Genomic DNA, 12876 nt, shown 5'->3' on the forward strand with positions numbered 1-12876 from the left:
CTCTTTCAATCTTCAAACTCAGCTCATGGCCAAAAAACCCGACACTTCTTCACGCATCGCAGACAACAAAAAAGCGGCATTCAACTATTTTTTCGAGGATCGCTTCGAGGCCGGCATCGTATTGGAGGGCTGGGAGGTCAAGTCGCTGCGTGAAGGCAAAGTCCAACTCACTGACGGCTATGTGGTGGTGCGCAACGGTGAACTGTTCATCATTGGCCTACAGATCAACCCACTGGGCACAGCGTCCACCCATATCAGTCCGGACAAACAGCGCACCAAAAAACTGCTGATGCACAAGGAAGAAATCAAACGACTCATCGGCAAGGTGGAGCAAAAGGGCTACACCCTGGTGCCCATCAATCTGCACTGGAAAAATGGCAAGGTCAAGTGTGAAATTGCCCTGGCCAAGGGAAAGGCCGAACACGACAAGCGGGACACCATCAAGGACCGTGAAGGTAAACGCGAGGTGGAACGGGCCATGAAAGACCGGCATCGGTGATATGACGACACGGCACAGCGCTGTTACAATCTGCGGTTTGCTGACAACATCCACAGACTCAAGGAACACATATCATGGCATCTGGAAAACCAAAGAAAAAGAACCCGCGCCTGGCGTCGGGCCGTAAACGCGTCCGCCAGGACGTCAAAATCAACGCAGCCAATACCTCGCTGCGTTCCAAATACCGCACTGCGGTGAAAAACGTGGAAAAAGCTGTTCTGGGTGGTGACAAAGCCAAAGCCACAGAACTATTTGCCAAAATGCAAGCTGTGGTTGATACCGTGGCCGACAAGGGCATCTTCCACAAGAACAAGGCCGCTCGTGACAAGAGCCGTCTGTCTGCCAAGGTGAAAGCCCTAGCAATCGCCGCCTAAACTTTAGGCAATTCGCACGAGTTTGCCAAACCTGTAAGGAAAGCAAACTCGCCGTTTGTAACGGGTGCGCTGTCAGCAAAAGCAAAAAAGCCGTCTTCGTGACGGCTTTTTTGCTTTTGTCCTATTTGCGCCAGGAACTGGGCCCGCGTCCACGCTAATTTTCAGTGTTTTGGGTGATGATCGTGATGCGACTGGTGCGCGCTGTGGGGTGGTGCACCATGGTGCACCTGCAGTTCATTGTCCTTGGCAAAACCCATCACGAAGTCCCAGGCCATGACATTGTGCGCACGCAAGTCCTCGTGCACCACAACACAGCGCACATTGTTGACGCTGCTGGGAACACACCAGGGCGAATAGGCCAGATGGCGACCGGTTGGCACACCGCCCGGGCGAAATTGACTCATCACGCCAGCCAGACGTTCAGCCCAGTCACTGGGACGAAAAGCGCGTCCAGTACCTGTGATGCCCAAAATATAGACTTTTTTTGAACTGTGAGAAACCATCGGGTAGAGGTCTTAATGAGGTTGTGTGCGGTTTGCTACAACGCTTGTCGATTCTAGCTGAATCTTATGTCTTATACAAGACTTGAATGTCGACGTCGGTTGACACAACACAAGCTTCAGAAAGATTGGACAGTCGGACTTGGTCGCCTGTTTGATCGGTCTAAAATCACTTTCCAATGGCCCAATCTGCATTGGGCCGTTTTGTTTATTGCCATACCCTGGAGACCTGCCTCATGACCGATGCCAGCCCAAAAATAGAAGCCAGCTCACCACATGTGATGAATACCTATGGTCGTCTACCCATTGCGCTCAGTCACGGACAGGGTTGCCATGTTTGGGATGTGAATGGCAAGCGTTATCTGGATGCATTGGGTGGCATTGCCGTGAATACGCTGGGTCATAACCACGCCAAACTGGTGCCGGCGCTGCAAGACCAGATCAGCAAAATCATCCACAGCTGCAACTACTACCATGTCCTGAACCAGGAAATTCTGGCAAAAAAACTGGTGGAACTGTCGGGTATGAGCAATGTGTTTTTCTGCTCCACAGGGCTCGAAGCAAATGAAGCGGCACTCAAGCTGGCGCGCAAGTTTGGTCATGACAAGGGCATTGAACGCCCGGAAATCGTGGTTTATGAAAAGGCCTTTCACGGGCGCTCCATTGCGACGCTGAGTGCCACCGGGAATCCCAAGGTGCAAGTGGGTTTTGGCCCGCTGGTGGAAGGATTCATCCGAGTGCCGATCAATGACATCGACAGCCTGAAACAAGCCACTGCAGGCAATTCCAATGTGGTGGCAGTCTTTCTTGAGGCCATACAGGGTGAAGGCGGTGTGAATCCCATGCACCTGGATTATTTGCGTGAGGTGCGCGCCCTGTGTGACGCCAATGACTGGTTGATGATGGTCGATGAGGTCCAATGCGGCATGGGCCGCACCGGCAAGTGGTTTGCCCACCAATGGGCCGGCATTGTGCCGGACGTGATGCCGCTGGCCAAGGGTTTGGGCTCGGGTGTACCAGTGGGGGCCGTGGTGGCTGGCCCTAAAGCCGCGCATATCTTTCAACCCGGCAACCATGGTACGACCTTTGGTGGCAACCCGCTGGCCATGCGCGCGGGGGTTGAAACCATCCGCATCATGGAACAGGATGGCTTGTTGGAAAACGCTTCACGGGTCGGCACCCACCTGAGTCAGGGCCTGGCGAACGCGCTCTCGGCCGAATTGACCAGCGGCGCGGTACGCCAGATCCGTGGGCAGGGATTGATGATTGGGGTGGAATTGGCAAAGCCCTGTGGCGCACTGGTACAGCAGTGTGCCGATCACGGGTTACTGATCAGCGTGACCGCCGACACCGTGATCAGATTGGTGCCGCCCTTGATCATGACGGAAGTCGAAGCCGATGATGTGGTCCGCATCTTGTGTCCGCTGATCAAACAACTGTTGCAAGCGCATTGAGCCGCCCCACCCTACTCTTGAATGCTGACAAAATGACTGCAATCAACCACTACCTGCAATTCACCGACCTCAACGCCAGCCAGTATGCCTACCTGTTTGACCGCGCCTCGCTGATCAAAAAGAAGTTCAAGGCTTACGAAAAACACCAACCGCTGGTGGACCGCACCCTGGCCATGATTTTCGAGAAGGCATCCACCCGCACGCGCGTCAGTTTTGAAGCCGGCATGTACCAATTGGGCGGCAGCGTGGTGCATTTGACCACTGGCGACAGCCAGTTGGGTCGTGCCGAGCCAATTGAAGACAGCGCCAGAGTCATCAGCCGCATGGTGGATCTGGTGATGATCCGCACCTTTGAACAAGCCAAGATTGCGCGTTTTGCCAAGTATTCACGTGTGCCGGTGATCAACGGCTTGACCAATGAATTTCACCCCTGCCAGATCCTGGCAGATATTTTCACATTCATTGAACACCGTGGCTTGATCCAGGGCAAAACCGTGGCCTGGGTCGGTGACGGCAACAACATGGCCAACACCTGGCTGCAGGCAGCGGAGGTGCTGGACTTCAAGGTCAACGTGAGCACCCCAAGCGGTTATGAAGTCGATGAAAAAATAGCATCCATCACGGGCAAGATCAGTCCGAGACACTACCAGACTTACAACAACCCAATGGATGCTTGCCGGGGCGCAGACCTGGTCACCACCGATGTCTGGACCAGCATGGGCTACGAGGCTGAAAACGAAATCCGCAAAGAAGCCTTTGCAGCCTGGCGGGTCAGCGCCGACATGATGGCAGTGGCGCAAGCCAACGCCCTGTTCATGCATTGCCTGCCTGCCCACCGCGGCGAGGAAGTTGATGCAGACGTGATCGATGGCGGGCAGAGCGTGGTCTGGGACGAGGCCGAAAACCGCATGCACGTACAAAAAGCGCTGATGGAATTCCTGTTGCTGGGTCGTTTGTCCTGAAGGTTTGACTCCCGCCCTGCGTTCAAGGTGTTGTCGTACACCAGGGCGCAGTGTTGTGCGCCAAGGCCATCCAGAGCGCCCAGGAAGAGCTCAACGCCAACGCCAGCCCGGCCAGACGAACCCCCCAGTCGCCATTGCGGTTGCCACGCAAGCGCAGCAAGAGCCAGGGCCCGAGCATCATCGAAACACTGGTGCCCAAGGCAAACAAGGCCATCACCAAAGCCCCGTCGAGCACACTGCCTGCCAGTGCGGCCACCAGCAAAGCTGAATACAACAAACCACATGGCAGAAACGTCCAGACAGCGCCAATCAGCAAGGGGGCACTGGCACCTTTTCTGGACACCAAGCCTCTGACGTTCCCCCATATTTTTCTGCCCGCCTGCTCCATCCAGACCGGTTGCCGTGCTTGCCAAAGTAGCAACAGGCCCAGCACGATCATTGCAACATGAAACATCGACCAGACCGGTCGCAGCGCGCTGGACTGGACCGTTAGCCAACCCAGTCCCTGCATGGAGGCCGCCCCAAGGGCTCCCAGGCTGGCGTAACCAAGTACCCTGCCAAACTGAAAGGTCCACATGGCTGATGTGGATCGTGCGCCTGCCGCACTGCCAATGCCCGCACAAGCTGCGCCGCACATGGCAATGCAATGCGGCCCACCGGCCAAACCCATGAGTAGCGCTGTTGTCGCGAGCGTGGTTTGCATCCCGCCAATTTAGAGGATTTTGGAAAACTTGGCGCGGGTACGGTCAGTTTGAAGGTAACGATCAAAAACCATGGCGACAGCCCGGACAAAAAACCACCCCTTCGCTGTCACTTGAATGCCGGTATCGTCCAGGGTCACCAAGCCCTGCTCTACTTGGGTTTGGAGCGTTTCAAGTTCCTTGTGGAAGTATTGCCTGAAATCAATCAGGTGCCCCAGTTCTATCGATTCGAAAGACAGGCGACCCTGGCACATCAGGGCCATGATCACGGCGCGGCGGACCAAATCATCGCGCGTCAAGGCCAAACCACGTACGACCGGAAATTGACCTTGATCGAGGAAGTCGTAATACTCCTCCAGCGTTTTGGCATTCTGGCTGTAAGTTGCACCCACGCGTCCAATGGACGATACGCCCAGGCCAACCATATCGCAGTCGGGTTGCGTGCTGTAACCCTGGAAATTTCGGTGCAAACGCCCCTGCCGTTTGGCCACAGCGAGCGAATCTTCAGGCAAAGCGAAATGATCCATGCCAATGTAGACATAGCCAGCCGCCAAAAATGCGGCCATGGATTGCGCCAGCATGGATACTTTGGCAGCGCCTGTTGGAATTTCAACCGAAGAGATTCGCCTTTGGGGCTTGAAGCGTTCTGGCAAATGCGCATAGGCATACAAGGCAATACGATCAGGCCTGAGTTCAATGATTTGACGGATCGTTCGCTCAAACGACTCAGGCGTTTGCTCCGGCAGTCCATAGATCAGATCGGCATTGACAGACTCGAAACCCTTTTGGCGGGCAGCCGCCACCAGCGCAAAAACCTGCTCAGCGGGTTGAATACGGTGGACCGCTTTTTGCACTGCCGGATCAAAGTCCTGAACACCAAAACTCAAACGGTTGAAACCGAGTTCGGCCAGGGTGTCGAGCCGCTTTTCGTCGATGGTCCGAGGGTCGATCTCGATGGAATATTCACCCCCAGGTACCAGTGAAAAATTGCGCCCAAGCATATGCATCAGTTCGCGCAACTCGTTGTCTGAGAGGAAAGTTGGCGAGCCGCCGCCCAGGTGCAATTGGGAAACAGCCTGTCCCTGGCCCATGTGCTTGACGTGCAGATCGACCTCGCGATTCAGGTACCTCAGATAGGCCGTTGCCCGATCATGGTGTTTTGTAATGATCTTGTTGCAGGCGCAGTAATAGCAGAGCGACTCACAGAATGGAATATGCACGTAAAGCGACAATGGCAACACCAGTGCAGCCGCACCGGAGCGCCTTTGCTCCAGAGCCTGGATGTAGTCCTGCGATGTAAAGGCCTCTACAAAGCGATCAGCCGTTGGATAGGACGTGTACCGTGGACCAGACACATCATATTGGCGAATCAGGCTTTCAGAGATTGGCTCAGCGACACTTTCACTCATTCTTTATCCTTATGGGGTTGTTTAGAATATGCCTGCAAAAATTGGTTTTTTTCTTGATCTTGGTCAAATAATTTAAAAATAACTGGAACTCGCGCCAGCTGCTTAAAATTGATGTACATCACAGATCAAAGCGAAAGAGTGTCAAAATCAGTCCAATGAATCATCAGACCATCAAAATCGCCTGTTCCAATTGCAACATGCGTGAATTGTGCATGCCCATCAGCTTGAGTGATGGAGACCTTGATCGCATTGATGCCATTATTGGTGTCCGGAAAAAAATCAAGCGTGGTGAATCGCTGTACCACAACGGCGATAGATTCAATAACCTCTACGCCATTCGAACCGGTTTTTTCAAAACCTGCATTACCTCCGAAGATGGCCGCGATCAGGTAACCGGATTTCAAATGGCGGGGGAAGTCATCGGCCTGGATGGCATCGTCAATGACCACCACACCTGTGATGCAGTGGCGCTGGAAGACGCTGAAATCTGTGCCATGCCTTTTGCACAAATTGAAGACCTGTCGCGTGAAGTGAACGCTTTGCAGCACCATGTCCACAAAATCATGAGCCGTGAGATCGTACGAGAGCATGGTGTCATGCTGTTGCTCGGTAGCATGCGCGCCGAAGAACGTCTTGCAGCCTTTTTACTGAATTTGGCGCAACGTCTGCACGCGCGCGGCTTCTCGAAGTCTGAATTGATCCTGCGGATGACCAGGGAAGAAATCGGCAGTTATCTGGGGCTGAAACTGGAAACGATCAGCCGTACTTTCTCAAGATTCGCTGAAGATGGCATCGTCGACGTCAAACAACGTCACGTTCACATTCTCGATACGCAAGCACTCCAGGACATCGTGAATCCCAAATAGCCTGGTCTTTCGCGCCATTACTTGGCAGGTGGCACGATCCCCGTTGCCGCATGGTTGCGTCCCAGCATAGCCGGGGCCTGACTGCTTTCCTTGCGGCGTGCCTCTATCGACTGATCTGACTGCCGGGATGGCTGGTAACTGTCATCACTGACAATTTCATTGGGGCGACTCATCGCCAGATAGAGTGTGACAAATCCGGCGACCACCACGATGGCTGGGCCGGCGATGATCATCCAGACAAAACCATGTTTCCACCAAGGTGCACTTGAAATTTCGGCTGGTTCATTCATGAGTGAAATCAGTATCCCGGGAATAAAAATATTTGACAGACCAAAAACAAAAGACCCGGTCACCTCTATGCGGATGACCAGGTCTTGAAACGTTCGTTCAGCGCTTACTTGTTCGACAAGCCCCAAATGTAAGAAGTCAGGACATGAATCTGTGCTTCAGTCAACTTTTCCTTTTGGGCTGGCATCACGTTAACCTTGCCATTGTTGATCATCTCGACAATGGCTTTTTCACCAAAACCGTGCAACCAGATGTTGTCAGTGAGGTTGGCCGAGCCAAGGGCCTGCATACCCTTGCCGTCAGGGCCATGACAGGCTGCACAGACACCAAACTTGTCTTTGCCCAAAGCGGCGCGGGCCGAGTCATGCGGGCTGCCTGACAAGCTCAGAACGTATTGGGCCAGGTTCTTGATATCGTCGGAAGAACCCACGGCAGCAGCCATGGGTGGCATGTTGCCGTTTCGGCCACCGGTCAGGGTTTCCTTGATTTTTTCTGGTGTACCACCATGCAACCAGTCACCATCTGTCAAATTGGGGAAACCCTTGTTGCCACGGGCATCCGACGCGTGACATTGGGCGCAATTATTGCCGTACAGACGTTCGCCAATGGCCATGGCTTGTGCGTCCTTGGCTACCTCTTCAGGGGGCATTGACATAAACTTCGCGTAGATCGGTGCGGTTTCGGCATTGCCCTTGGCCACCTCATCGGCGTGCAACTTGGCAGAGGTCCAGCCCAGGGTCCCCGGATAGCTTCCCAGCCCCGGATAAAGGACCAGGTAAGCCAGTGAAAACACGACAGTGATCACAAACATGTAACTCCACCAGCGCGGCAGCGGATTGTTCATCTCCCGCAAATCGCCGTCCCAGACATGGCCGGTGGTGTTGTCACTGGCCGTAGATGCTTTCATTTTTCCAGTGATGATCAACAAAACCAGGCAGGCAATGATGCCGACCAAGGTAATGCCAGCAATATATATTTCCCAAAAATTACTTGTGAAATCGCTCATTTTTTTTCCAATCAGGTGAACGGGTCAGTCCTGCTCAAAAGGCAGGTTGGCAGCTTTGTCAAAGTCAGCAGAATTTTTGCGTGAGTAAGCCCAGACAATGATCCCGATGAAAGTCAAAAAACTGACCACGGTGATCAATGAGCGCAGTGTGTTGACATCAAGCTCCATGCAGTGCTCCTCTTTACTTCGAAGTCGTGCCAAGAATCTGGAGGTAGGCCACGATGGCATCCATCTCGGTCTTGCCCTTGAGTTCTTCGACTGAAGCAGCGATTTCGGCATCGGTGTAGGGCACGCCCAATTTACGCAGCGCCGTCATATGCGATGGCATGCTGGCCGCATCGACCGGTGTGTTCATCAACCAGGGATAAGCGGGCATGATGGACTCCGGAACCAGGTCACGCGGATTGTTCAGGTGAGTAATCTGCCATTGGTCGCTGTACTTGCCGCCCACCCGATGCAGGTCTGGACCGGTGCGTTTGCTGCCCCACTGGAACGGATGGTCATAGACAAACTCATTCGCCTTGGAATAAGGACCATAGCGCAGTGTCTCGGCGCGGAACGGCCTGATCATCTGTGAATGGCAGTTGTAGCAGCCCTCACGGGTATAGATATCACGACCGGCCAACTGAAGCGCGTTGTAAGGCTTGAGACCCGGCGCGGCAACGGTGGTTGATTTCTGGAAGAACAGGGGCACAATTTCAACCAGACCGCCAAACAACAACACGATCAGGATCAAAACGATCATCAATCCGTTGTTGGTTTCAATCGTTGAGTGCGACAGGCCGCCGCTTTGATTTGAATTAGACATAGTTTTTATACCTCAAGCGTGTGCAGCAGCAGCCGGAATGTTGACCGTGACAGAACGGCCTGCAGTGGCTGTCTTGATCGTGTTCCACAACATGATGACCATACCCGTCAGGTAGAGCAGGCCACCTGCCAAACGAAGCACATAGAACGGATAACTGGCCTTGACTGATTCCACGAAGGTGTAAGTCAGGGTGCCGTCCGGATTGATGGAGCGCCACATCAGGCCTTGCATCACGCCGGCAATCCAGAGCGCCGCAATGTAAAGCACAATGCCGATGGTGGCCATGTAGAAGTGCACCTCAATGGCCTTCGCACTGAACATCTGTTTTTGGCCAAACAGGCGCGGAATCAGGTAGTACATGGAACCCATGGTGACCAGACCCACCCAGCCCAGAGCGCCAGAGTGCACATGGCCCACGGTCCAGTCGGTGTAATGCGACAAGGCATTCACGGTCTTGATCGCCATCATCGGGCCTTCGAACGTGGACATGCCGTAAAACGACAGTGACACGATCAGGAAACGCAGGATCGGGTCATCGCGCAGCTTGTGCCAGGCACCGGACAGGGTCATGATCCCGTTGATCATGCCACCCCAGCTCGGCGCCAGCAAAATCAGGGAAAACACCATGCCGACAGACTGCGTCCAGTCAGGCAGGGCGGTGTAATGCAGATGGTGCGGACCCGCCCACATGTAAGTAAAAATCAGTGCCCAGAAGTGAACGATCGAAAGGCGATAAGAATAAACCGGGCGACCGGCCTGCTTGGGAATAAAGTAGTACATCATCCCCAGGAAGCCCGCGGTCAGGAAGAAGCCCACCGCGTTGTGGCCGTACCACCATTGCACCATGGCATCCTGCACACCCGCATAGGCCGAGTAAGACTTCATGCCCAGGAACGCTACCGGAATCGCCGCGCTGTTGACCAGGTGCAGAAGCGCAACGGCCAGAATAAATGCACCAAAGAACCAGTTGGCCACATAAATGTGTTTGACCTTACGGGTTCCCACCGTGCCGAAGAAAACCAGGGCATAGGTCACCCATACCAGCGTGATCAGAATGTCAATGGGCCATTCCAGCTCTGCATACTCCTTACCCGAGGTGTAACCCAGAGGCAGCGAAATCGCGGCGAGCAAAATGACCAGCTGCCAGCCCCAAAAGGTAAAAGCTGCCAATTTGTCACTGAAGAGGCGCACCTGGCAGGTCCGCTGTACCACATAGTAGGATGTAGCAAAGAGGCCACAACCGCCAAATGCAAAAATGACCGCATTGGTGTGCAAAGGACGCAATCGTCCAAATGACAAGAACGAAATACCCATGTTGAGCTCGGGCCAAGCCAGTTGGGCGGCAATGATCACGCCAACCAGCATACCCACCACCCCCCACACCACCGTCATGATGGCAAACTGCCTTACAACTTTGTCGTTGTATGTTGTTGCCTGCGAATTTGCATATTCCATGTTCACCTCTTTTCAATTTTAGCGATTGCAGTATGCATGAAGCATGACTGGCACTATTTGACTCATATCAAGTTGTTACAGAAATTCTTAACCATCCTTAAGAATCCGTTCACCTTCTTTCTCCATATCATCAAATTGTCCACTGTAGATGGCCCACCAGATGCCGCCGATGATAAAAAACACCAAGACAACCGACAGAGGCACCAAAAAATAGAGAATATCCATCAAAATCCCCGTCCAAACTGTGCGTCTTTGGACAAACGCAAGGCATTGATAACCACCAACAGGGAACTGCTGGCCATACCCAGGCCAGCCAGCCATGCCGGAAGCAGACCCAAAACAGCCAGTGGCACGCAAACCGCGTTATAGAGGGCTGCCCAGCTTAAATTTTGCCTCACAATGGCCAGCGTACGCCGAGACAGTAAAAGTGCATCGGCCACATTCGTCAGGCGGCCGCCTGAAACCAAAAAATCTGCCTGGGCTTGTGCCAGAGGTACGGCCTGACCAAAGGCAAAAGAAACATGCGCACCCGCCAGCACCGGACCGTCGTTTAAACCATCGCCGACGACAGCGACTTTATGGCCCTGCACTTGGGATTCACGTAAGAAATCAAGCTTGTCCTGTGGCGAACAGTTCCCCCGAACTTCACTGATGCCTACTTTTTCAGCCACCCGCAGGGCTGCGTCACTGGCATCGCCAGACAACAAATACACGCTGATACCCGCGCGCTGCAAGGCCGCCACGGTTGCCTGGGCATCTTGACGGATATCCTCCTGAAACTCAAAGCTGGCCAGCCAGCCCGCATCGTCACTCAGGTGAACCTGCAAGGCCTTGGTATTGACCGGTACGACATCACAAAAAGTGGCGGACCCAAGGCGCAGGACAACCGGCGCCCCAGCCCCATGCGCCGCACACACCTCGGCGCGCACCCCCTGTCCCGCCTGTTCTGTCACCTGGGTCGCGAGCCAGTGTTCTGTGGCATCAGCCTGGCTGGCAGCGGCAACCAAAGCCCTGGAGAGCGGATGCAATGAATGCTGCGCCAGCACAGCCGCCTGAGCCAGCGCTTGTTGCTGCGTCATTCCTTGACGCACATGGATTTGATTCACCACCATCGCATCGCGCGTCAGGGTGCCGGTTTTGTCAAACATCACGGTATCCACTGCCGCCAAAGACTCGAAGGCATCCAAGCGTCGCACCAACACGCCACGCCTGGCCAGAGCCCCTGCAGCTGAGAGCATGGCGGCGGGCGTTGCCAAAGACAGCGCACAAGGGCAAGTGACAATCAGCACGGAGACGGCCACCATCAACGCACGCTCGGGATCAGACTGCCACCAGTAGGCGCAGGCCAGGCCGGCAGCCACCAACACTCCGATCAAAAAAGGCTTGGCGATGGTATCGGCCAGCCGTGCCAAAGCGGGTTTGCTGGTAGAGGCACTTTCCATCAAATTGACGATTTGGGCAAAACGCGTTTGCTCACCCACCCGATCAACCCGCATCTGCACCATGGCAGACAGGTTATGACTGCCTGAGATGACCTCATCGCCGACCTGGCGTGTCAACGGTCGCGATTCACCGGTCAACAAGGCCTCATCGACCGAGGTATGTCCTTGCAACAACACGCCATCAGCAGGAAAAGCTTCACCAGGCAAGACACGCACCACATCACCGGCTTGCAGCCGTCTCACAGGCACGCGTTCATACTGCCCATCGGACTTGAACCGCAGCACACTGTCCGGCAAACGGTTCATCAGGGTTTCAAGTGCGCCTGCCGTCCTGTCACGCAGGCGCAATTCAAGCCAGCGCCCCGCCAGCAGGAAAAACACAAACATGGTCAGCGAATCAAAGAACACCTCGTGGCCAAAAATGCCGGCGGGGTCAAAGGTCCCGGCACTGCTGACCAAAAAAGTAATCAACATGCCCAGCGCCACTGGCAGGTCCATGCTGACGCGTCGATGCAGCACATCCTGCCAGGCATTGCTGAAAAAAGGCCCGCATGAGAAAAGAATCACCGGCAAGGTCAGCACCCAGGAGGCCCAGCGCAACAATTGCTCCATTTCCGGGGTCAAATCACCGGGCTGGGCCACATAGGCCGGATAGGCATACATCATGACCTGCATCATGCACAAGCCGGCGACCATCATGCGCCACAGTGCTTTGCGCGACCCGGCCAGTCGGCGCTCGCGGGCAAAGGCATCATTGGCAGGCAGCGCACGGTAACCAGCTTGGTGCACCGCCTGCATCCAGCCTGAGGGAGACACTGCCTGCGACTCCCAGACCACCTTGGCGCGGTGACTGCCTGCGCTGACCTCGACATTGCGCACGCCCGGCACTTTCTGCAGGGCATCTTCTATGGTCAGGGCACAGGCAGCGCAGTGCATGCCTTCAATCATGACATTGGACTCCCAGCAGCCGGGCTGCTGCGCCACAGGTCGACTAAAGGCAGTCCATTCCTGTTCGTCATCAAGCAGCGCCAGCGCGGCATCTGCTTTTGTTATTTCCAACTTGGGTTGATCAAAAGCAGGGAGACTGGACATCAAAAGAGGCATGAGAGTGA

The 12876-nt window shown here is 54.6% G+C and carries 15 protein-coding genes; 5 read left to right on the top strand and 10 right to left on the bottom strand.

Annotated features, from left to right (window positions below; genetic code table 11):
- The first annotated feature begins 25 nt into the window (after positions 1-25).
- The gene (smpB, locus tag NDJ10_RS01360; protein WP_296159253.1) at positions 26-499 is read left to right on the top strand and encodes an SsrA-binding protein SmpB; all 474 of its coding nucleotides are present in this window, start codon (positions 26-28) and stop codon (positions 497-499) included.
- 74 nt (positions 500-573) lie between these two features.
- On the top strand, positions 574-873 hold the full coding sequence (rpsT, locus tag NDJ10_RS01365) for a 30S ribosomal protein S20 (RefSeq protein ID WP_296159255.1): 300 nt from the start codon (positions 574-576) through the stop codon (positions 871-873).
- Positions 874-1034: 161 nt separating this feature from the next.
- Here the strand turns inward: rpsT and NDJ10_RS01370 are convergent, their stop codons facing one another.
- Positions 1035-1376, bottom strand: a complete 342-nt coding sequence (locus tag NDJ10_RS01370; protein ID WP_296159256.1) for a DUF3579 domain-containing protein — start codon at positions 1374-1376, stop codon at positions 1035-1037.
- A 233-nt stretch (positions 1377-1609) separates the two neighbouring features.
- Between NDJ10_RS01370 and NDJ10_RS01375 the strand changes: the two genes are divergently transcribed.
- Both NDJ10_RS01375 and argF read left to right on the top strand, forming a co-directional pair.
- Positions 1610-2827, top strand: a complete 1218-nt coding sequence (locus NDJ10_RS01375; protein ID WP_296159423.1) for an aspartate aminotransferase family protein — start codon at positions 1610-1612, stop codon at positions 2825-2827.
- A gap of 32 nt (positions 2828-2859) precedes the next feature.
- Positions 2860-3789 (top strand): ornithine carbamoyltransferase, encoded by a 930-nt coding sequence (gene argF / locus NDJ10_RS01380; protein WP_296159257.1) that lies wholly within the window; start codon positions 2860-2862, stop codon positions 3787-3789.
- A gap of 22 nt (positions 3790-3811) precedes the next feature.
- On the opposite strand, the gene NDJ10_RS01385 is transcribed toward argF, so the two are convergent.
- A complete protein-coding gene (locus NDJ10_RS01385) occupies positions 3812-4492 on the bottom strand; it encodes a sulfite exporter TauE/SafE family protein (protein ID WP_296159258.1) in 681 nt (226 codons plus the stop codon).
- Between the two features lie 9 nt (positions 4493-4501).
- Complete coding sequence (gene hemN, locus NDJ10_RS01390; RefSeq protein ID WP_296159259.1) at positions 4502-5899, bottom strand: oxygen-independent coproporphyrinogen III oxidase; 1398 nt, start codon at positions 5897-5899, stop codon at positions 4502-4504.
- Positions 5900-6054: 155 nt separating this feature from the next.
- On the opposite strand from hemN, the gene fnr reads away from it, so the two are divergent.
- Positions 6055-6765, top strand: coding sequence for a fumarate/nitrate reduction transcriptional regulator Fnr (fnr, locus tag NDJ10_RS01395; protein ID WP_296159261.1), 711 nt, complete (start codon positions 6055-6057; stop codon positions 6763-6765).
- Positions 6766-6782: 17 nt separating this feature from the next.
- On the opposite strand, the gene NDJ10_RS01400 is transcribed toward fnr, so the two are convergent.
- From NDJ10_RS01400 to NDJ10_RS01430, 7 genes are all read right to left on the bottom strand, one after another.
- The gene (locus NDJ10_RS01400; protein ID WP_296159262.1) at positions 6783-7181 is read right to left on the bottom strand and encodes a FixH family protein; all 399 of its coding nucleotides are present in this window, start codon (positions 7179-7181) and stop codon (positions 6783-6785) included.
- Positions 7160-8059 carry a cytochrome-c oxidase, cbb3-type subunit III gene (ccoP, locus tag NDJ10_RS01405; RefSeq protein WP_296159263.1) on the bottom strand — a complete coding sequence of 300 codons (900 nt, stop codon included), beginning with the start codon at positions 8057-8059 and terminating at the stop codon, positions 7160-7162. Before ccoP ends, NDJ10_RS01400 begins: the two co-directional genes overlap by 22 nt.
- Positions 8060-8083: 24 nt before the next feature.
- Positions 8084-8227, bottom strand: coding sequence for a cbb3-type cytochrome c oxidase subunit 3 (locus tag NDJ10_RS01410; protein WP_296159264.1), 144 nt, complete (start codon positions 8225-8227; stop codon positions 8084-8086).
- A gap of 13 nt (positions 8228-8240) precedes the next feature.
- A complete protein-coding gene (ccoO, locus tag NDJ10_RS01415) occupies positions 8241-8867 on the bottom strand; it encodes a cytochrome-c oxidase, cbb3-type subunit II (protein ID WP_296159265.1) in 627 nt (208 codons plus the stop codon).
- 12 nt (positions 8868-8879) lie between these two features.
- Positions 8880-10322, bottom strand: coding sequence for a cytochrome-c oxidase, cbb3-type subunit I (gene ccoN, locus NDJ10_RS01420; RefSeq protein ID WP_296159266.1), 1443 nt, complete (start codon positions 10320-10322; stop codon positions 8880-8882).
- Between the two features lie 87 nt (positions 10323-10409).
- Entirely contained in the window at positions 10410-10547 is a 138-nt protein-coding gene (ccoS, locus tag NDJ10_RS01425) for a cbb3-type cytochrome oxidase assembly protein CcoS (RefSeq protein WP_296159267.1), read from the bottom strand.
- Positions 10547-12856, bottom strand: a complete 2310-nt coding sequence (locus NDJ10_RS01430; RefSeq protein ID WP_296159424.1) for a cation-translocating P-type ATPase — start codon at positions 12854-12856, stop codon at positions 10547-10549. Before NDJ10_RS01430 ends, ccoS begins: the two co-directional genes overlap by 1 nt.
- Between the last annotated feature and the right edge of the window lie 20 nt (positions 12857-12876).

Origin of the sequence: Rhodoferax sp., from assembly GCF_023700745.1 — a bacterium.
Lineage (GTDB): Bacteria > Pseudomonadota > Gammaproteobacteria > Burkholderiales > Burkholderiaceae_C > Rhodoferax.